The 17,999-nt window shown below is 74.5% G+C and carries 20 protein-coding genes; 13 read left to right on the top strand and 7 right to left on the bottom strand.

The features are described from left to right. The first annotated feature begins 155 nt into the window (after nt 1-155). From ACFWA9_RS29210 to ACFWA9_RS29180, 7 genes are all read left to right on the top strand, one after another. Nucleotides 156-527: a hypothetical protein gene (locus ACFWA9_RS29210; RefSeq protein WP_380390932.1), complete on the top strand. Its 372-nt coding sequence runs from the start codon at nt 156-158 to the stop codon at nt 525-527. 82 nt (nt 528-609) lie between these two features. Next, nucleotides 610-1,701, top strand: coding sequence for a hypothetical protein (locus tag ACFWA9_RS29205; RefSeq protein ID WP_380390931.1), 1,092 nt, complete (start codon nt 610-612; stop codon nt 1,699-1,701). A gap of 94 nt (nt 1,702-1,795) precedes the next feature. Further along, nucleotides 1,796-2,245 (top strand): hypothetical protein, encoded by a 450-nt coding sequence (locus ACFWA9_RS29200; protein ID WP_380390929.1) that lies wholly within the window; start codon nt 1,796-1,798, stop codon nt 2,243-2,245. Between the two features lie 171 nt (nt 2,246-2,416). Then, nucleotides 2,417-3,124 carry a DNA methylase gene (locus ACFWA9_RS29195; RefSeq protein WP_380390941.1) on the top strand — a complete coding sequence of 236 codons (708 nt, stop codon included), beginning with the start codon at nt 2,417-2,419 and terminating at the stop codon, nt 3,122-3,124. Between the two features lie 112 nt (nt 3,125-3,236). Further along, entirely contained in the window at nt 3,237-4,211 is a 975-nt protein-coding gene (locus ACFWA9_RS29190) for a hypothetical protein (protein ID WP_380390927.1), read from the top strand. 92 nt (nt 4,212-4,303) lie between these two features. Further along, nucleotides 4,304-4,708, top strand: coding sequence for a hypothetical protein (locus tag ACFWA9_RS29185; protein WP_380390925.1), 405 nt, complete (start codon nt 4,304-4,306; stop codon nt 4,706-4,708). A 39-nt stretch (nt 4,709-4,747) separates the two neighbouring features. Then, nucleotides 4,748-5,353 carry a hypothetical protein gene (locus ACFWA9_RS29180; protein ID WP_380390924.1) on the top strand — a complete coding sequence of 202 codons (606 nt, stop codon included), beginning with the start codon at nt 4,748-4,750 and terminating at the stop codon, nt 5,351-5,353. 71 nt (nt 5,354-5,424) lie between these two features. Here ACFWA9_RS29180 and ACFWA9_RS29175 read toward each other — a convergent pair whose 3' ends face one another. Next, nucleotides 5,425-5,694, bottom strand: coding sequence for a hypothetical protein (locus tag ACFWA9_RS29175; RefSeq protein WP_380390922.1), 270 nt, complete (start codon nt 5,692-5,694; stop codon nt 5,425-5,427). A 414-nt stretch (nt 5,695-6,108) separates the two neighbouring features. Between ACFWA9_RS29175 and ACFWA9_RS29170 the strand changes: the two genes are divergently transcribed. The 4 genes from ACFWA9_RS29170 (at nt 6,109) to ACFWA9_RS29155 (ending at nt 11,759) form a co-directional block, all read left to right on the top strand. Further along, nucleotides 6,109-8,127 carry a hypothetical protein gene (locus tag ACFWA9_RS29170; protein ID WP_380390920.1) on the top strand — a complete coding sequence of 673 codons (2,019 nt, stop codon included), beginning with the start codon at nt 6,109-6,111 and terminating at the stop codon, nt 8,125-8,127. Between the two features lie 411 nt (nt 8,128-8,538). Next, nucleotides 8,539-9,546, top strand: coding sequence for a hypothetical protein (locus ACFWA9_RS29165; protein WP_380390918.1), 1,008 nt, complete (start codon nt 8,539-8,541; stop codon nt 9,544-9,546). Further along, the gene (locus tag ACFWA9_RS29160; protein WP_380390916.1) at nt 9,546-10,226 is read left to right on the top strand and encodes a hypothetical protein; all 681 of its coding nucleotides are present in this window, start codon (nt 9,546-9,548) and stop codon (nt 10,224-10,226) included. Before ACFWA9_RS29165 ends, ACFWA9_RS29160 begins: the two co-directional genes overlap by 1 nt. A gap of 228 nt (nt 10,227-10,454) precedes the next feature. Next, complete coding sequence (locus ACFWA9_RS29155) at nt 10,455-11,759, top strand: exonuclease domain-containing protein (RefSeq protein WP_380390915.1); 1,305 nt, start codon at nt 10,455-10,457, stop codon at nt 11,757-11,759. Nucleotides 11,760-11,867: 108 nt separating this feature from the next. Here the strand turns inward: ACFWA9_RS29155 and ACFWA9_RS29150 are convergent, their stop codons facing one another. Further along, nucleotides 11,868-12,413 carry a hypothetical protein gene (locus ACFWA9_RS29150; RefSeq protein WP_380390913.1) on the bottom strand — a complete coding sequence of 182 codons (546 nt, stop codon included), beginning with the start codon at nt 12,411-12,413 and terminating at the stop codon, nt 11,868-11,870. A 367-nt stretch (nt 12,414-12,780) separates the two neighbouring features. On the opposite strand from ACFWA9_RS29150, the gene ACFWA9_RS29145 reads away from it, so the two are divergent. After that, a complete protein-coding gene (locus ACFWA9_RS29145; RefSeq protein WP_380390911.1) occupies nt 12,781-13,527 on the top strand; it encodes a hypothetical protein in 747 nt (248 codons plus the stop codon). Here the strand turns inward: ACFWA9_RS29145 and ACFWA9_RS29140 are convergent. The 3 genes from ACFWA9_RS29140 to ACFWA9_RS29130 form a co-directional block, all read right to left on the bottom strand. Then, nucleotides 13,502-13,834, bottom strand: coding sequence for a hypothetical protein (locus ACFWA9_RS29140; RefSeq protein WP_380390910.1), 333 nt, complete (start codon nt 13,832-13,834; stop codon nt 13,502-13,504). The two genes, ACFWA9_RS29145 and ACFWA9_RS29140, sit on opposite strands and share 26 nt — an antisense overlap. 114 nt (nt 13,835-13,948) lie before the next feature. Continuing rightward, the gene (locus ACFWA9_RS29135; RefSeq protein WP_380390908.1) at nt 13,949-14,317 is read right to left on the bottom strand and encodes a hypothetical protein; all 369 of its coding nucleotides are present in this window, start codon (nt 14,315-14,317) and stop codon (nt 13,949-13,951) included. A 279-nt stretch (nt 14,318-14,596) separates the two neighbouring features. Further along, complete coding sequence (locus ACFWA9_RS29130) at nt 14,597-15,535, bottom strand: hypothetical protein (RefSeq protein ID WP_380390907.1); 939 nt, start codon at nt 15,533-15,535, stop codon at nt 14,597-14,599. A gap of 73 nt (nt 15,536-15,608) precedes the next feature. Between ACFWA9_RS29130 and ACFWA9_RS29125 the strand changes: the two genes are divergently transcribed. Beyond that, entirely contained in the window at nt 15,609-16,028 is a 420-nt protein-coding gene (locus ACFWA9_RS29125) for a hypothetical protein (protein WP_380390906.1), read from the top strand. Between the two features lie 7 nt (nt 16,029-16,035). Here the strand turns inward: ACFWA9_RS29125 and ACFWA9_RS29120 are convergent, their stop codons facing one another. Together ACFWA9_RS29120 and ACFWA9_RS29115 are read right to left on the bottom strand one after the other, a co-directional pair. Beyond that, the gene (locus ACFWA9_RS29120) at nt 16,036-16,938 is read right to left on the bottom strand and encodes a DNA ligase (protein ID WP_380390904.1); all 903 of its coding nucleotides are present in this window, start codon (nt 16,936-16,938) and stop codon (nt 16,036-16,038) included. A 150-nt stretch (nt 16,939-17,088) separates the two neighbouring features. Continuing rightward, complete coding sequence (locus ACFWA9_RS29115; protein WP_380390902.1) at nt 17,089-17,913, bottom strand: hypothetical protein; 825 nt, start codon at nt 17,911-17,913, stop codon at nt 17,089-17,091. Nucleotides 17,914-17,999 lie beyond the last annotated feature (86 nt).

Below are 17,999 nucleotides of genomic sequence, written 5' to 3'. Positions count from 1 at the left end.
GCATCCGCCGGGTTTGTCGGGGCGCGGCCGTTGAAAGTGCCCTGCGACCTCCCCTCGGGCCGCCCGGCGGGGCGCGGGCCCCCCCCCCACCCCCCCCCCACCCCCCCCGCCGGGGCGCCCCCGCCGCGCGGCCCCACCTCAGAGGAAGACTCCCCATGAACGCCACCGTCCCCGCCGCCCGCGTCATGCTCGACGACCTCGGCCCCTACGACGCCGAGTCCGTCATCGGCGCCTGCCCCAACGGCTGGGCCCTGCCCTGTCTCTCCCCCGACACCGTCCGCCGACTGGCCGCCGACCTCGAAGGAATGAGGCGGTGGAACTTCGACACGCTCTCCTTCGACGGGCTTGTCGTCGAGGTGCACGACGGAGACCCGGGCGACAACGAGACCGACCCCGTCATCGAGGTGTGCGAGCCGCGCCACGACGGCACTTACGCCATCGGACACGGCTACTGGACGTGGAGCCTGCTGCCCGACGAGCCGGAGTTGACCGGCACCGGCGACGCGCCCGACGCCCTCCCGGCCTGACCCGCAACCACCCCGGGTGCCGCCGACCGTCCACCGGTCGGCGGCACCGCACCACCGACCGCCACACCGGAAAGGCCCCGCCATGACCACGCCCCGCCCGGCCGCCTCCCGCCTCGCCCGTCGCGCCGCTGCCCCGGCCCGCGCCACTGCGGCCCGGCCCACCGGCGCCCGTACCTACAGGGGCCGCACCCTGACCGGCATTGCGCCCGGCCGCTACGGTGCCCCGGTGGTCATCGTCGGCGAGCACGTCCCCGGCACCCCGGCCGCCGAGCAGCGCAGCGCCACCGTGCGCGGCACCTACGGCCAGCAGCTCGACGAGCTGCTCGACCAGGTCCGCGCTTCGCTCGACGCGCTCGACGCCGCCCCGCTCGACGCCGCCCGTGCGCAGCGTCAGCCGTGGTGGTACGACGGCGCCACCGTCGAGACCTGCCCCCGTTCCGAGAAGCTCGCCGCCCGGCCCGGCGTGCGCCGACACCTCGACCTGCACGCCCGCCGGATCGGCGAGGACTGCACCCACCGCGAGTGCGTCACCCACCGCCGCAAGGCCGAGCGCCGCAAGGCGACTTCGTACGGCATCACCGGCCCGTCCGTCTCCGCGCTGCTCGGCGCCGCCGGGTTCGAGGCCCGCACCCCGCGCCGCCCCGGCGGGTTCGCCACCGAGGGCGACGCGCAGTCCCGGTGCGTGTGGCTGCACCCCGGCCGCCAGGACGCCGAGCGCCTGGCCGCCGTCCTCGCCGGCCGCGGCCTGGTCGTCACCGCCGGCCCCGTCCCCGGCGCCGGCGTGCTGCGCGTCCTCGCCGCCGCCGAGGCCGAGCGCCAGGGCCTCGACCTCCCGCCGGCGCCGGCCACCGCGGCGCCGGCCACCCCCACGACCGCCGGCCTCCGCGCTGCGCTGCGCCGCGCCGGCCTGCCGCTCGCGTCCACCCGGGACGGTGCGCCGGCCGCCGGCAGCGGCCTCGACGTCGGCCGCGGCGCACCCGGCGAGTGGGTGATCCGGTGGAGCGCCGGCCACGACCGCGACGGCGGCGACGCCTACCGGGCCCGCGCCGGCCGGCGGACGGAGATGGTCACCGCCGCGGCCCAGGCCCTCGCCGGCGCCTACGAGCTGACCGTCGAGCAGCGCGAGGACTGGACACCGAAGATCACCGTCACCGCGCTGCGCACGGCCGCCTGACGCGCCGCCGGCGAAACCGCCGGCCACCTTGCGGGAGTTATATAACTTGCCCTAGTGTTGCTCTCGTACCGCCGGCCCGACCACGGGAGACACCATGCCGACGACCGACCGCCTCACCTTCGCCGCCGAGACGTGCACCCGCTGCGCCGGCGACAAGAAGTTCCGCCAGTACGCCCACGTCCGCGCCGGCCGCTGCTTCACCTGCAAGGGCACCGGCCGCAAGCTCAGCCGCACCGGCCGCGCCGCACAGAAGGCGTTCGAGGCGCTCGTCGCCGAGCGGACCGGCATCGACTGCGGCGCGGTGACCGTCGGCATGGTGATCGAGTCCAGCTCGCCCCTCGGTGCGCCCTGGTCCGTCGATCGGATCGACACCGTCGCCAACGACTCGGGCACCGTGACCCGGTGGGCCGTCCACGTCCGCCCCACCGGCGAGGACCGGTGCACCCTCCCCGCCGGGCACACCCTGCTGCGCCACATGCCGGAGGCGGTCGAGCAGGCCGCCCGCGAGATCGCCGCGCGGTACAAGGGCGCTTCGTACCGGTGACCGCAGGGGGTGTGCGGGGCGGGGCGCGTCGGCACTTGCGGAAGTTATATAACTTCCGCTACGGTCCTCTCGTACCGCCCCGGACCGAGAGGAACCCCCACCGTGCAGAACGACCCCCGCCACCGCCGCCCCCGAGTCCTCGACCTGTTCTGCTGCGCCGGCGGCGCTGGCATGGGTTACCACCGGGCCGGGTTCGACGTCGTCGGCGTCGATATCCGCCCGCGACCCCGCTACCCCTTCGAGTTCGTGCAGGCCGACGCCCTCGACGTGATGCGCGACCGCTGCCAGGAGTTCGACCTGGTCCACGCCTCCCCGCCCTGCCAGTCCAGTTGCACCCTGACCAAGGGCACCAACCGGGGTCGCGAGTACGTCGACCTGATCCCCGAGATGCGCGAGCTGTGCCGCTGGTACGGGGTGCCGTGGGTGATGGAGAACGTGAGCGGCGCGAACCTCCGCAAGGACCTGACGCTGTGCGGCGAGAGCTTCGGGCTCGGCGTGATCCGGCACCGGCACTTCGAAATCGAGTGGTGGGGCGGCGAGCCCGCCCAGATCCCGCACCCCAAGCACCGCGGCCCGGTGCGCGGCTGGCGACACGGCGTGTGGCGGGATGGCCCGTACATCGCCGCGTACGGCAAGGGCGGCGGCAAGGGCAACGTCCGCGAGATGCAGGCCGCCATGGACATCACGTGGACCGACGTCCACGAGGAGCTGACCGAGGCCATCCCGCCCGCGTTCACCGAGTACATCGGCACCGCGTTCCTCGCGGACTGGGGCGCGGCGCTGCGGGGCGAGCCCGACACGATGCCGATCCCCGAGATCATGCGCCCGTACCTCACCCACGACGCCGCCGGTCGGCTCGTCCTGACCGCCGCCGCCTGACGGACCCTCCGCAACCGGCCTGGCCCTCCCTGCCAGGCCGGTTGCGGAAGTTATATAACTTCCGCTAACGTCTGTGACGCCCCACCGACCACGCACCGAGGAGCACACCGAGATGACCGCCCGCACCATCGCCCGCACCGCGACCCGCAAGATCGCCGCCATCCGGGAGACCTTCACCGAGGCCCGGCGCTACGACAACGACCGCGGCGAGATGGTCCCGTGCGAGGCCGCCGCGGCGTGGGACGCCCTCGGCCGCACCCGCTCGGCCCGCCTGCTCGTCAACGACGGCGGCGACGTCCACACCGTCCGCGTGCACTCCTCCCTCTGGTACGAGCTGCGCGAGCCCGCCCCCCAGGTTGCACCGGCCGCCGTCGAGGAGGCCGTCGAGGACCTGGTCGAGGAGCCGCTCCCCGCCGAGGTCCTCGCGGCCCGTCCGGGCGACGTCGTCGTCACCCGCGACACCCTGCACGCGGCCCCGCAGTACGACGTGTGGATCGGCCGCGAGCACGTCGGCGTGATCTTCGACGAGACCGAGCACCGCCTCGCCCGCCCGCCCTTCGCCGCCTGGTCCGGCAAGATCCCCGAGAACCTGTTCTTCGACACCCTCGACGAAGCCGCCGACGCCATCACCGCCGCGAACCTGCCCGCCGGACCCCTCGGCCTCACCAAGCCGTCGCACTTCCTGACGGCCGTGAACTTCCGCATCCTGCCCATCCGGCGTCGCTCCCGCGTCCTCGCCCGCGCCGCCGAAATCTGCGGCACCGGCCGGGCCCACGCCCGCGCCTTCAAGCAGGCCCTACAGGAGGACTGGACCGAGTACATCGCCTCGGCGCCCGTCCCCGACGAGTCCGAGTTCGAGCACTGCACGGCCCTCGGCGGAGGCGAGATCCACACGGCCGCCCCCGACTCGCCCACCGTGCACCCGCTGTGCCGAACCATGAGTCAGGACAAGCACGGCACCCGATACACCACCGTCACCGCCGCCGGGCCGACCTGCCGCCACTGCCTCGGCTACCGCGAGGGCCGCGCGAAGCACCGCACCCATCAGCAGGTGGGCCGGGCGCAGCTCGACGCCGACGCCGCCTGACGCTCCGGCACGGCCGCCGACGAAATCGACGTCGGCGGCCCGGACCGGCAACCATGGTGCCCGGGCGACCGGACCGCCGGAAGGGATGACCGTTGAAGCACCGTCAGCACCAGGACCCCGCCGAGGCCGAGGCGTGGCGGGCCGTCGCGCGCGAGGTCCTGCGCGCCTTCGATCTGGTGATGCTGCCGCCGCGCACCCTCACCCGCGAGCAGGCCCGGGCGCTCGTCGCCGAGCACGTCCGCCGCGGGCGCGAGCTCCTGGCGCCGCTGATCGACCGGTACGCCGATGCCGCCCGCACCCGGTGGGGCCGGGCCTGGCGCCGGCGCCGGGCCGAGCGCGGGCCGTACGCCGCCGCGTTCGCCGAGGCCGCCGTCTGGGCCGACGCGGTCAGCCGTGGCGGGGGCGACGGCCTGCCGTGGCCCGTGCTCTTCACCCGGGGGCGCCTGCCGCTGATCGACCGATACACCGGCGACCGCCGGTCCCTCGACGCTTCCTGACGATCCCTGACACCAGCTGACACCCGAGAGGACGGCACCATGCCGAAGACGACCAGCACGGCCGACGAGCAGCAGCTCGCGGCCGGCCCCGGGTCCGAGCTGCGCGACCTGAGCGAGGAGGCGTTCGCCGCCGTCGCCGAGGCCGCCGAGTGCGGCGAGCTGCTCGACGCCGACCGCTTCGCCGCGCTGCTCCTCAAGGCGGGCCGACTCGACGGCCCGGCCCTGCTGTTCGACGCCTGGTTCGGCCAGGCGATCGACGCCGCGACCCTGGCCGCCCACGTCGGCCAGGTCTGGAGCATGGCCGAGTACCCCGACGCCACTCTCGACCGTGCGGCGTGGCGCGAGCTGTTCACCGCGGCCGGCTTCACCACCGACGGCCGGCCCGCCGAACGCCCGGCCGGCCCCGTCGAGCTCTGGCGTGGCAGCGTCCCCGAGCGCCGCGCCGACTGGTCATGGACCACCCGCCGCGCCGTCGCCGAGGGCTACGCCACCGGCACCGGCGCCCGTCGGCCGACCACGGGCCGGCTGTACCGCACCCTCGCGCCGGCCGTCGCGCTGCTCGCCTACAACACCGGCCGGGATGAGGACGAGTACGTACTCGACACCGACGGGCTGACCATCGCCGAGCACCCGCTCGGCCGCTGACCGCCGCCGGCCCCGGCCCGTCCACAGCGAAGCGCCCCCACCGACGGCGGGGGCGCTTCGCTGTGTGGCGCTCAGGCGAGATGCCGCGTGCGGTCCAGATAACCGGTCAGGAAGTCCACCAGGGCGACGACGTCCGGCCGGTTGATCAACACGCCCGTCTGCGGTCCGCCCTGGCGCGGGCCGACTCCCTCGAACTCGGGGAGGTTGCGGGCCCACAGTGCCACGCTGCCGCTGTCCACGGTCGTGAGACTGAGCTCGGGCTCGGGCGCCTTGCGGTCGCTGCTGGCGTACGGGCGCAGGTCGAGGTGCTGCTCGCCTTCGGGACTGCCGTTGAATTCCATCAAGATCCTTTCGGGGTTGGGGGCGGCACGGATGCCGCCACGAACGGGCCCGCTCGGCGGGCCTGTCCCCCGCCCGGGCGGGGATGAGGGCCCGCGCGTGAGGCGGGCCGATCCCCAGAGAACCGGGGCCGATGGATCAGACGGAGGAGAGCCTAGCTCGAACCGGCGGCCCCGCGCCGGGCCGTCTTCGAGCCCGACGCGGGCCCGGCCGCACGGCTGTCGCGACCCCCTGTCGTGATGAACTCGGGGGTGGGGGTCAGGGGGTGTTCGCGCAGGTCACAGGGCACGACAGGCACAGCGGGAGAGGGCTCGCGACAGGGGGTCGCGACACTCTAAGAACCGGAGTTGTGGAAGTTATATAACTTCCGCTAAGGTGGCTGCACCGACCAGGGAAGACCGAAGGGAACCGCCCCAGTGTTCAGCAAGAGCCGCCTCTACCAGCCCGCCACCCCGCGTACCGCCCCGCTCACCGCCGCCATGCGCGCCGCACTGGCCACCATCCGCACCGGCCGCGCGGCCTTCGCCTACAACGGGATCAGCCGGCCGACCGTCGAGGCCCTCGCCGCCGCCGGCGAGATCGTGCTCGTCGTCGGCTACACCTGGGGTACCACCGAGGCCCGCAAGCCCTTCTCTCAGGGCGACTGGTCGGCCTACCCCGCGCCGCTGCCCTCCCCCGCCGCCGACGCGATCCGCATCATCCGGTGGCGCGAGCTGACGTCGCTTCACCTCGGCTGCGACTGCGAGCCCACCGAGCCCACCGAGGGCAGCGAGGTGCACCGCGCCTACCGCGCCGAGCAGCTCGCCGAGGCCGTCGCCGAGGCGCAGAGCCTCGCCACCGTCAACTACCCGGTGAACGTCTGCGCGAAGGCCACGGCCGGGCACACCCCCGCCGCCGTCGAGCAGCGCTCGGCCGCGGCCATCGCTGCCGAGCGGCCCGCCACTCCCTCGGAGGCCCTCGCGCGCGCCCTCAAGCGACTGGGCCTCACGCAGGGCCGGGGCGAGGACTTCCGGGTTACCGGCTTCTACCGCAACGGCGAGCGCCGGCACACGTACGCGCTCGTCCTCAGCCGCCGGGCCGAGGAGCTGATCGCCGAGCACGCCGACCGGATCGAGGCCGAGCTCGCCGCCGGTCCCTACCCCTTCCGAGTCTCCGTCCGCCACATCAACGGCCGCCCGATCCCCTCCGTGAGCAACAGCGCCGGCGAGCGGGTCCGCGAGACCGCCCCCACCACCCCCACCACCCCGGCCCCCGCCGTCGAGGACGTCCTCGACGGCATCGCCGCCGCCTGCCTCACGTTGCAGATGGGCGGGCGCCTCGCCGAGCAGTCGGACGCGGAGCAACCCGAGCAGCCGGGCGAGCCTGTGCTCCTCGACCGCAACGGCGCGACGCTGACGACGAATGCCCTGGTGACACTGCACGGCCCGGGCGCACGGCCCGGCGGCATCGTCTCGGGATGGCACCGAATCACGGGCGCTGTTCTGGTCGGCGTGCGCGGCGGAATGGTGGTCCACGTCGGCGACTCGGCCGAGATCGAGCTCGTGGACCCCGAGGCGTTGGCCGAGGAGCACGTCGAGCAGGCGGCCCCGGTCGAGGCCGCCCCGTATCGCCAGGGCCTCGGCGCCGAGCTGATCGCCCTGCTCGTGACTGTCCTGCGCGGGATCGACGACCTGCCCGCCGGCGCAGCAGGACACCGGGTGATCGCCGAGACGCTCCGGGCTGAGATGCGCGCCGCCCGCCCCGTGGAAGAGCAGGAGGCGCTGCGGGCCGGCTTCGGTGCCGCCGGCGGCTGGCACCGGCACATCGCCACTGTGGGCGGCGAGGCGTCCGAGCTCGTGCGCTCCCACGTCAACGCCCTGGGCTACCAGGCGTTCGCCGTACTCCTCGGCCGCATGGTCGAGGCCGGGGTCCGCGACAACTACCAGGCTGCGGACTTCTTCGCCGAGCTCGACACCGAACTCCGCGAGCGCATCACCGACTGTCGCCGGGACATTGACGCGGTGCTGGCCGATCCGGGGCTCGTTCGAGCACGCGAGGCCGCCGAGGAGGCCGGCGCCGCACAGCAGCCGGCGACCCGCGGCGCCGAGCTGGTCGCGCTGCTGCTCGACGTCTTCCCCGAGGACGTCGCCACCGGCGCCGCGCAGCACCAGCTGATGGCCGAAGTCGTCATCGACATGTTCCACGCCTCGCGGCCTGATCAGCCCGAGAAGGAGGCGCTGCGCGCCGGCTTCCGCGCGGTGGCCGGTTGGTCCAAGCACATCGCCGGCGGCCGGGCCTCGGTGCCCGTCTGCGCCCACGTCAACGCTCTGCCCGGCCGCGGGTTCGCCGAGCTCCTGGGCCGCATGGCCGACGCCGGCGTGACCAACAACGGCCAGGCCGGCGACTTCTTCACCGACCTCGGCCGCGAGCTGCGCGCCGCCGCCGACCAGAGGTAGAGCGGCCACGACGGCAGGCGGTGCGCCGACAGCGGATCGGCGCACCGCCCCGCGCAGCCTGCCTGACCCACCCTCACGGCCACGCCACACCAGCCACACCAGCCCCGAAACTGCGCTCTTCGTGACGACGTGCCTATCAGTGAGAACACCGCCCCAACCCATATACACGGCCACGCCGCGCGATCTCCTCGGGCGGCCGATCGCGGCGTCGTACTCCGATACCGTTGTACGACGGGCAGGAGACTGCCCCGGGCGGAGCCGACGCCCATACCGCACCCGAGCGCCCACGCCGCCCGGGGCCGCCGGTAGAAGGTCCTGCGGGATTCGAGCCGCTGTCCCAAGACGTTTGACGATCCGTCGATCCGGGCGCGCCGCGTGGGGGCCCGAGCCCGGAGTCGAAAGGACTCGTCCATGACCAAGCGCACCACCGAGCAGCAGCGCGCCCGCGACCTCCAGAAGGCCAGGAAGAAGGCGGGTCAGCGCATCGGCTACCACGACGCGCTCAACGAGGTACGCGCCGCCGCCGCAGCAGCCGAACCCGCCACCGCCGAGCAGTCGTCGCCCGTCGAGCAGCTCCTCGCCATCGCCTACACCCGCCAGCCCACCCCGGCCGAGTCTGCCGAGGGCATCACCGCCGAGGAACTCGGCGTCAGCGCCCTGCCGGCCGACGCCACCCCCGCCCAGCGCGCCCGCGCCGAGGCCGTGTGGCGTCCGGCCGGACCCGACCAGCCCTGCCGCTGCTCCGGGAAGTGCCACCACGGCGCCGGATGCCCGGACGCCGAGGACTGGGCGCAGGACCCCGAGGACGACGAAGCCGAGGGCCCGTGCGACGGCGGACTAGTCCACGCCGATCGCTACCCGGGGTCGATGTTCTCCGTCACCGCCTGGTACGACGAGTACCGGTGCAGCGCGTGCGGCGCGGCCGTCGAGCAGGGCGTCGAACTCCCCGAGATCCCATGGGGCGAGCAACGGCCGATCGAAACGGGCTTCGGCCCGAGCACGTCCACCCTGGTCTACGCCGGCGTCCGGCACCCCAACTTCCCCGGCGCCGACCGCGCGGAGGACGGCGACGCCGGCGACCTTCTCGGGGACGACGAAGACGACGACGATTACGACGGCGGGGAGCCCTACTACGACGGCGGCGCCTACGGTGACGACGAAGACGGCTACGGCGAGCCGGGGTACGACTTCAACGCCGAGCACGCGGAGCCGGACGACTTCCCCGAGGTGGACGACTTCCCGGAAGTAGACGACTTCCCCGAGCCGGACGACTTCCCCGGCGGGCCGGACCCCGACCCGGCCGTCAGCGGCCCCAACCCGTGGGAGGGCCCGGGGACGTGGCAGCTGTCGGACGTCCCCCCGCTCGGCCCCCACTCCCCGGCCCGCGACCTCGGCCTCGACTCCCTCCCGGCCTGGTGATGGGACGCCACAAGCCCGGCAAGCCGGGCCGCACCCCCCTGCCGGGCCTGCGCGGCATGCACCCCCCGGGCGAGCTCTACGAGCGGTGGTACCGGGTGTACGACATCGGCCTGAGCGACGTAGACCGGCGGCACCTCGACAGCCTCGGCCCCCACCAGGCCGCCGACGCCGTCAAGCTCGCCGGCCTCTACAGCGACCACGTCCCCAACGCCGCGATTGCCCTCGCCGCCCTGGTCCGCGCCGGCCGGTACCCCCTCCACACCCTCGACGGGCCGCTCGTCGTCACCGGCGAGGAGGTCGCCGCACGGCTCGCCAGCGCCGAGGCCCCGCCCGGCCTGGCCGACGTCGGCCGGTTGCTGCACCGCATGCACGCGCTCGGCCTGGTGCTCGTCACCGTCCAGCGGAGCGAGGGCAGGACCGTGCCGCTGCTGCGCTTCACCCGCAGCACACCCGCGCTCGGCGGCCGGTGGACCTGGGTGGACGAATTCGCCCCGCCAGCCGAGATGCCGTGGCTTAGCCCCGCCGACGTCTACGAGCTGCGCGCAGCCGAGGAGGCCGCCGTCCGCGACGGCATCACCGGCGGCGCCACCGGCGCCCAGGCCGAGCACCTCCTCGCCCGCTCCGTCGCCGAGTTCATGCACCAGGCCGGATGCGTGCCGGCCGGAGTGTGCACCTGCTGACCGGCACGCCGCCGAACCGACCGGCGCCCGGCCCCCGATGGGGCCGGGCGCCGGCGTCGTTCCCGGCCGCCCCGGGCAGGACGCGGCGCCGCCCGACCGGGTGAATTTCCCCTCGCGTACATGTGCGTAGTAGGGGGGTATTCGTCCAACTATGTTGCGAATCAAGGTACTTGACGACCATTTGCCTGGTATGTCAGGTTTCGTGCCACCCGACGGAAGGACTCCCCGATGACCCCCGAACCCACTCCCGCACCCCAGCCGATCGCCACCTTCAAGGCCGCCCCGGTGTACCGCCCCGGACTGGCCCCCTCGCAGCTGTTCACCGTGAACCAGCTCGGCGCGCAAGGCCGCCGGGTCCTGGACGACCAGAAGCCGGCCGCCTGGCTCGACCTGCCGATGCCGCACCGCAGCTCCGACTACGTCCCGCTGTACGACCTCGCCGACTCGATCGGCAAGCGCCCCCCGTCCCCGGCGCAGCAGCAAGTCATGACCGAGCGGCGGACCTGCGCGGCCTGCTCGCAGGTCTTCCCCGGGATCGTGCGCGGCGGCCACGTGTACACCCTCGACCGGCCGGCCCGCTGGTGCGGCCCGTGCCGCAGCGCCGACCAGGAACTCCACTGGCACACCTGCCGCCGCTGCACGACGGTCTTCGAGCAGAGCGCCAGCACCGGCCAGGGCGGCAACTGCCTGGCCTGCGCCGAGCACCTCGACCGGGCCCGGGCCGTCGTCCGCGCGCTTGAGGACCGGGCCTGCCCGCGCTGCGGGGTGCAGACCGCCACCGCCGAGGAGGTCGCCGCCGCCCGCGCAGCCGAGGAGGCCCGCGCCGGCTACCCGTGGTGGGTGCCGCGGACCTGCGAGCCCTGCAAGACCGCCGAGATCGCCGCACGCGAGGAGGCCGAGCGCCTCGCGTACCGGCAGCGCTGGCCCGAGGTCGAGCCGGTCCGCACCTGGGCCCGCGAGCTGCTCGCCGACCCGGCGACCGCCATCCTCGACACCGAGACCACCGGACTCCACAGCACGGCCCGGATCGTGGAGATCGCCGCGTACACCGCCGCCGGCGAGAAGATCCTCGACACGCTCGTCAACCCGGGCGAGCCCATCCCCGAGGAGGCGACCGAGATCCACGGCATCACCGACGACATGGTCACCGCCCCCGGCGTGCCCACCTTCGGCGAGCTGCTCCCCGCCCTGACCGAGGCCCTCGCCGGGCGCCGGATCGTGATCTACAACCGGGAGTTCGACCGGGCCCGGCTCGCGCACGAACTCGACCGCTGGCACCGCGAGATGACCCCGCTCCGGCCGCCGCTGATCCTCCCCCGGTGGGACGACCACCCGGCCGTCGCCGAGTGGATCGAGGCGCAGCGGTGGGAGGACTGCGCCATGGAGCAGTACGCCGTGTTCGCGGGCCAGTGGAGCGAGTACCACGGCTCGTACACCTGGCAGCGCCTCAACGGCGGCCACCGCGCGGGCGGCGACTGCCGCACCGCGGCTGACCGGCTCCGCGAGATTGCCAGCGCTCCCGACCCGGCCTGACCGCGGCGTGTTTCCCGCGGGAAACACGCCGCCGGCCCGGCGTCGCCGGACATGCGACAGCCCCGGAGTCCTCGAACTCCGGGGCTGCGCGCGGTTGGGGGGGTGCGGTCAGGGGCGGGCGGGCGCCTGCTTGCTCCGCAGGTCGGTCAGGTCCAAGGCGTCCACCCACGGGCCGTGGGCGGCGGCCACCGCTTCGAGCAGTGCCACCGTTGCGGGGCGCGGCGACGTCTGGCCGGCCAAGTCGTCTTCCCTCAGTGCCGCCTCGACGGCGCGCCGCACGGGGCGGGGAAGCCGGGGGACCACCCCCGCGACCCTCGACGTCGCCACCCTGGCCAGCCGCCGCGCCGCCGCCCCGTAGGCCCGGGCCTCCTCCGCGCTCTGCGGCGCCCGGGTGGCGAGCAGCGCCTCGCAGGCCAGCACGTTGCCGGCCGCCACCCGCCCCGCGAGCTTCCGGCCGCGCAAGATGGCGTAGCCGACGGCCACCACGCCGACCGCCGCGTACTCCCACCGCGACGACCGTTCCACCAGCGGAAGGAGTGTCAGGCGCGCGACGGCGAACGCCACCAGGGCGACGGCGAACGGGGCGCAGGCGATCCCCCACAGGTGCAGGCGAATCCGCGAGCTGATCGAGGTCTGATCCGGTGTCGTGGTCACCCGGCCAGTCTGCCCGAGGTCTGCGACACCGAACCCGCCCCCGTGCGGAAGTGCTCGCCGCCCACCGCCCCGACCAGCGGTCATGAGCAGCACGCACAGGCTATGAGCAGCACGCATACGTGCAGATGGGGCGGGGTGCACGGATTGGCGGATTTGGTACCGCGAGGGGTGCACGGATTGGCGGGAACGGTCCCACCTGCACAAACGCGCCGCATCTCCCCGCGCCCGGCGACCTCCCGCCGGGCCGCCCGGCCTGTTTCCCGCGGGAAACACGCGCGGGCCCCGTCAACCAAACCGGCCACGGTGCACCCTGGCGGGCGGGTTCGGTCGCCCCGCCCCGCCCCCGCCGGTTCGTAGACTCGCGATCATGACCAGCCGCCGGGAGTGCACTCCCCCGCCCCACCTCACGCCCCGGTGGCGAGACCTACCTCGCCTCGCCGCCGTCTCCGCCCAGGCGTTCGCCCCGGCCCGCATCCCGCCCGGCCCGCTACGCGCCGTCTTCACCCCCGTGTGGCTGCTCAACCTCGGAGTCCAGCACACCGCCGGCAGCGTGCTCGCCGTCGGCCCGTCAACCCTCGGCGTCCAGCAGCCCCGCCGGCTGCGCTGGCACCTGCTCGGCGCCCTGGTGCTCCTGCCCGCCGCCGTCGTCGGCCTGCTCGCCGTGATGCTGCCGGCCGCCCTCGCGGCAGCCGCCGCCGGCCATGCCCTCGCCGGCCCCACCGGAGTCCGCGTTGCCGTGCCCACCGTCCTCGGCGCAGAACTTGTCGCCCTCGCCTGGCAGCTCGTGCACCTCCTCGACGCGGCCCGCCGCAGCGCCGAACTGCGTTGCGTCCTCGCGCCGCTGCGCCGCACCGGCCCGTGGGGCGAAGTCGGCGGGCTCGCCGGCGGCCGGGACGGGCAGGCGACGCGCGACCTGGTCCGCCAGACCCTGAGGTGGGCCGACACCGAGGGCCTCGGCCTCGCGGCCACCGCCGCCAGCGACCGACTCCAACGGCTCTACACCCACGCCGGATTCCACCCCGCACACCCGGGCTCACCGGTCCTGCTGCGCCCGCCCGCGCCCCCCGCGGCCACGGAGGCGGGACTCGTCACGCCAGGGCGAACAGCGAGCTGACCCCGGCCACCGTCAGGAACCACCAGACCTCGCCCACCGGCGGACGGAACGTCTCGTGCATCCCCCGGCAGCTCAGCGCCAGCAGCAACAGCAGCAGGCCCGGGAACAGCGCCAGCGGTCCCGGCAGCTCCAGTGCGGCGACCTGGCCGATCAGCCACGACACCCCCCGGGCCGCTTCCCCTGCCAACAGCCCGACCGGTACCGCCAGCAGCAGCCACACCAGCAGCCGGCGCCCTGCCCGGCGGGGATCACCTCCCCAGGCCCGGGCGCGCGCGAGCAGCGGCGACGCGCCGCGGGAAGTCGTCACCCCTCAAGGCTTCCCGACCGGCCGCCACTGGGCACCCCGCGCGCCGCCATTCGTCTGAAAACGTGCGACGGCCCCGGAGTGGCGAGACTCCGGGGCCGTCGCGCTCACTGCCCGTCAGCCGGGCAGATCCGCCTTCTTCGGGACTCGCGAGATCAGGAGCGTGTCCCAGTACGCCAGCTCGCTGAGCATCTCGCGGCCCTGCGCGACGGTCTTCGACCAGTCCTGCACCCCGCCGTCCGGCAGCGACTCCCCGTTTTGCCACTGGTAGCCGATCAGCGAGCCGGCCGCCATCGCCGCCGCTTCGTACGCCAGGTCAGACCCGGCGATGATCAGGTCGCCGCGTTCGATCGACGTCACCACGAAGAGCCGGCCTGTGTGGTAGATCCGCACTCCGCAGTATTCGTCGTCGGCGGCGTCGATGTGGGCGAGCTTGGTGACGCCGGGGGCGTCCGGGTCGAGGAACTCGCCGAGCATCTTGTCCATGTCTCTCCTCAGATTTCAGGCAGCCGAAAAACTTGCGCCCGTCAGTGGGACCTGCGGCCCGAAGGCCGAGGTGATGGTGCCTGGGGCCGAAGGCCCAGGAGAGGAGGTCAATGCCTCGACGAGCTGTGCTCGTCCGTCTATCTGCGCGGTCCGATGGTGCCCCGCACGGGCGGGGAGAAAAGGAGTGACCGCAAGGTCCGTGGGCGGCGCGACCCACGGCTGAGGACACTACCGGCCGCCACAGACAACACGGCGCGACCGCGCCGATCGCCGATGCGGTCAGGCCCCCTCCGGCCACACGTCGCGGACGACGACCGTGCGGCGCACCCCCGCATCCAACATCGCCTGCGCCCGGTGCTGACCGTTCACGAACCCGCCGCCCTCGCTCGGCGTGATCGCCACGGCCAGGCTGAACAGCGAGTCCAGCGCCTGCCGCTGCCACTTGTCGGCGCCGGCCGCCGCCGACCGCTCGTCGGCGAAGCGCGCCATGTCCTCGACTGCGACACCGGCCTCGACCCCTTCGGCGAGGAACGCCAGAGCCATCCGGTTGACGGCGTGCCAGTCGCCCCGGTGGTACCAGCAGCAGTCACGCACCCGGTGCGACGGCACCGCCTGCCGAAGCCAACGCCTCCACCACCGCGTTCCTGCTGGCATGCACTTGGGCGCCCGGAACGGCTCGGGTCTGGACAGCCGCCACACCGCCATCACCTCGAACTGCGGCTCGGGCTCCGGGAGCGGCTCGCGCGGAACGTACCCGGCCCCGCGGTCCTCGGCGACCGGCCCGCCGACGAGCTCCGCCAACTGCTCGGGTGAGATGGCCCGCCACTTCGGCGAGCGCAGCCGGTACGGCTCGGCCTCGCCGAACGTCACCAGCTCGAACCGGTCCTTCGTCCCGCCCTCGCGGTCGTGCAGATGCCGCTGCACCCACACCGGCGGGAGCTCCTCGCCCGGACAGTGCCGCTCCCACACCGCGGCGGCGTACGACTCCGCCGCGTTGGTCAGGCTCATGCCTTCGTGCATGGTCTGCGAGGCCACCGCCACCGGCCGCTGACCCTCCGCGGTGAACAGTTGCAGCCGGAACGACGCCGACGCCCCGTTACCGAAGGGCCGGAACATGTGGTCATCAACCGTGCGCACCCGAGGCGCGGCGAGTCGAAGCGCGGACTGCACGGCACCCTGCGCGGGGTCCGTGCCGATGGGGAGAGTCTCGTCAGCCATCCCCCGATCATCCCGCGTCACCAGCCGCTCGGGGGAGCCATCACGCAACCTTGCCCCCGTCGTTGAGCCCGGCGTGACCCGCACTCCCCGCCGCGCCCTCGGCCCCGGACTCGACTCCCCCGCCGCCCGCTCCCCGCAGCGCGCCCCGGCCTGGCTCAACCCCCACCCGGCACCCGAACCCGCCACCCCCGGCGACGACGCCGAGCAGGCCCTCGACGCCATCGCCTCACTGCGCATGGTCCGCGTCCCCGCCGCCGCCGTCGAGTCCGCACTCCTCCTCGCCCGAGCCCTCCTCGCCCGCCCCTCCGAGGACCCCACGATCCGCGAGATCGCCGAGGGCCTGGCCGCCGTCCTCCCCCACTCCCTCGCCGCCGCCCGTCCGCAGCCAGCCGCCACCGTCACCCCGCTGCGGCCCGTGTCGGCCGCCACGGTGTCCACCATCGGCGCCGCCGCCGGGATGCGCTCCGCCCGGCCCGCAGCACAGCGGCGGTAGCAGCGCGCTACTCCTCCGGCCGCATCCTGACGAACCGCGCCCGCCCGTGACGGCCGGAGCCGAGCAGCACCTCGGCCACCGGCCGCGGCTCGGCCACCCAGTGCACCCGAGACGACTTCTCGGAGTCGGGGCGCAGCCGGCCGCGAACCGCCTGCGCCACCTGGTGAGCCTGCACGACGGTGAGGCGAGGCGACGTCGTCGCCTGCCGGCCGTCCGGCAGCCGGGCGAGCACCGCCTCGGGCCGGGCCGGGTCACCGACGATCCCGACGAGCTCGGCATCGGTCGTCTCCGCGTGCCGCAGCTTGACCCACGAAGCCGACTCCGGCCGGTACGGCGCCGCAGCCGCCTTGCAGACCAGGCCCTCGACCCCGACGCTATGCAGGTCTCGGTACCAGCCGAGCGCCGTCTCCCGGCTCCTCGTGGCCATGACCCGCTCGACCGGCGGCCGGGCCTCGGCGAGCACCTCGGCCAGGAGCTCGCGACGCTCGACCAGCGGCAGGCCGCGCACGTCCCGGCCCGGCACCGCGAGGACGTCCCACACGACGTAGCTCACCGCCACCCCATCCGCCGCCCTCGACCGTGGCGAGCGCAGAAGCTCGGTGAAAGCCAGCCGGCCACCCCGGAACGCACAGAGCTCGCCGTCGAGGACGACCCCCGACGCGAGGAGATCCGCCAGCGCCGGCAGCACCTCGGGGAACCGGCCGTTCAACCCCCGCGCGCGGCGCGACCACAGCTCGACCCCGGCCTCGGTGCGCGCCGCGCAGCACCGAACCCCGTCGAGCTTGATCTCGTACACCACGCCGCCGGGCATGCCGTCCTCGGCCGGCAGCACCGGCACCGGCCGGGGCTGCATCAACGGCACCGGCGGGCGCAGCATCACCGGGTCCGGCACCTTGCGTCGCGTGGGCACCCTTCCAGCGTCGCGCACCTCCGGCCACGACGGACCGCCGCCCGCCCCGACAGCCGACCGTCAGCAGTCCTGCCGGCACCGTGGCAGCCAGCCCCGGGCGCGATTCCGGTTTCACCCGATCGGGCGACAGTGCGAGAAGGCGGCGCCGCCCTACCCGGCCGCCCCGGCGAGCGGCTGCGCCCGGTACTCCTCGACGGCCCGGTAGTCCCCGGTGACCGCGTACCGGCGGCAGGCGAGGAGGAGCTCGACGTCCTCGCCGAGCTCGTCCGCCAGGACGCCGAGCGGGCCCAGGGCCGCACCCGCCTCCGAGCGGTACGCCGGCACGACCTCAAGCGCCAGCATGCCGAGCTGCCGGTCGCAGTCGGTGAGCTCGGCGACCAGGCGCCGGCCCCGGCGAACGTCCTCCGCGGTGTACGGCGCTCCGGGCGGGACCTCGATCTCGTCGAGGTCCTCCTCGGCGAGATCCGGCCGGGCCCGCACCTCGGCGACGACGTCCGCCACCACCGCGGCCACCAGCTCGGGCGCGAGCCGCCCCGGACCCTCGGCCGCGACCTGCTCCAGCCGCTCGACGAGCAGCTCGCGCACCTCTCCCATCCGCCCGCGCAGCTCGACGACCGCCCGGATCGGCAGATCGAGCGCGAGCATGTCCCCCGCGTGGGACACCGGCGCCAGCACGCCCAGCGTCACCACCGCCGCCGTGATCTCCTCGGCCGACCGCGCGAGATCGAGCAGCCGGTAGGCGTGCGACCGCGAGACGCCGAACTCGGCCTTCGCGTACTCCGCCCACGACGGGTAGCCGAGCACCTCCCAGACCCGGGCGTCGTGTGCCCGCTTCACCCGCTCGGCGAGCCGCCCCGCCACCTGCCGGACGTCCTCGATCGCTTCCCGTACCTCCGTCGTAAGCGCCCGCGCCTCCTCGACGCTGAGCGGCACCACGACCTCGCCCTCGACCGGTTCCCGGTCCTGCGCGTCCATGTCCGCGCCTCCTCTCCGGTGCTCCCCCTGCCAGCATGCGCCCGGGCCGCCCCGCTGCGGCAGAGCGCAGCGGGTACAGCTGATGC

Origin of the sequence: Kitasatospora sp. NPDC059973 (assembly GCF_042737525.1) — a bacterium.
Taxonomy (GTDB): domain Bacteria; phylum Actinomycetota; class Actinomycetes; order Streptomycetales; family Streptomycetaceae; genus Kitasatospora.
This window is presented reverse-complemented; position numbering and strand designations above follow the sequence as displayed.

Bases quoted from the DNA above. Each gene is read 5' to 3' on its own strand.
- ACFWA9_RS29155 (WP_380390915.1), top strand. From the start codon at position 10,455: ATGACCCCCGAACCCACTCCCGCACCCCAGCCGATCGCCACCTTCAAG.
- ACFWA9_RS29135 (WP_380390908.1), bottom strand. From the start codon at position 14,317: ATGGACAAGATGCTCGGCGAGTTCCTCGACCCGGACGCCCCCGGCGTC.
- ACFWA9_RS29190 (WP_380390927.1), top strand. From the start codon at position 3,237: ATGACCGCCCGCACCATCGCCCGCACCGCGACCCGCAAGATCGCCGCC.
- ACFWA9_RS29205 (WP_380390931.1), top strand. From the start codon at position 610: ATGACCACGCCCCGCCCGGCCGCCTCCCGCCTCGCCCGTCGCGCCGCT.
- ACFWA9_RS29130 (WP_380390907.1), bottom strand. From the start codon at position 15,535: ATGGCTGACGAGACTCTCCCCATCGGCACGGACCCCGCGCAGGGTGCC.
- ACFWA9_RS29180 (WP_380390924.1), top strand. From the start codon at position 4,748: ATGCCGAAGACGACCAGCACGGCCGACGAGCAGCAGCTCGCGGCCGGC.
- ACFWA9_RS29165 (WP_380390918.1), top strand. From the start codon at position 8,539: ATGACCAAGCGCACCACCGAGCAGCAGCGCGCCCGCGACCTCCAGAAG.
- ACFWA9_RS29115 (WP_380390902.1), bottom strand. From the start codon at position 17,913: ATGGACGCGCAGGACCGGGAACCGGTCGAGGGCGAGGTCGTGGTGCCG.
- ACFWA9_RS29160 (WP_380390916.1), top strand. From the start codon at position 9,546: ATGGGACGCCACAAGCCCGGCAAGCCGGGCCGCACCCCCCTGCCGGGC.
- ACFWA9_RS29195 (WP_380390941.1), top strand. From the start codon at position 2,417: ATGGGTTACCACCGGGCCGGGTTCGACGTCGTCGGCGTCGATATCCGC.
- ACFWA9_RS29210 (WP_380390932.1), top strand. From the start codon at position 156: ATGAACGCCACCGTCCCCGCCGCCCGCGTCATGCTCGACGACCTCGGC.
- ACFWA9_RS29175 (WP_380390922.1), bottom strand. From the start codon at position 5,694: ATGGAATTCAACGGCAGTCCCGAAGGCGAGCAGCACCTCGACCTGCGC.
- ACFWA9_RS29200 (WP_380390929.1), top strand. From the start codon at position 1,796: ATGCCGACGACCGACCGCCTCACCTTCGCCGCCGAGACGTGCACCCGC.
- ACFWA9_RS29145 (WP_380390911.1), top strand. From the start codon at position 12,781: ATGACCAGCCGCCGGGAGTGCACTCCCCCGCCCCACCTCACGCCCCGG.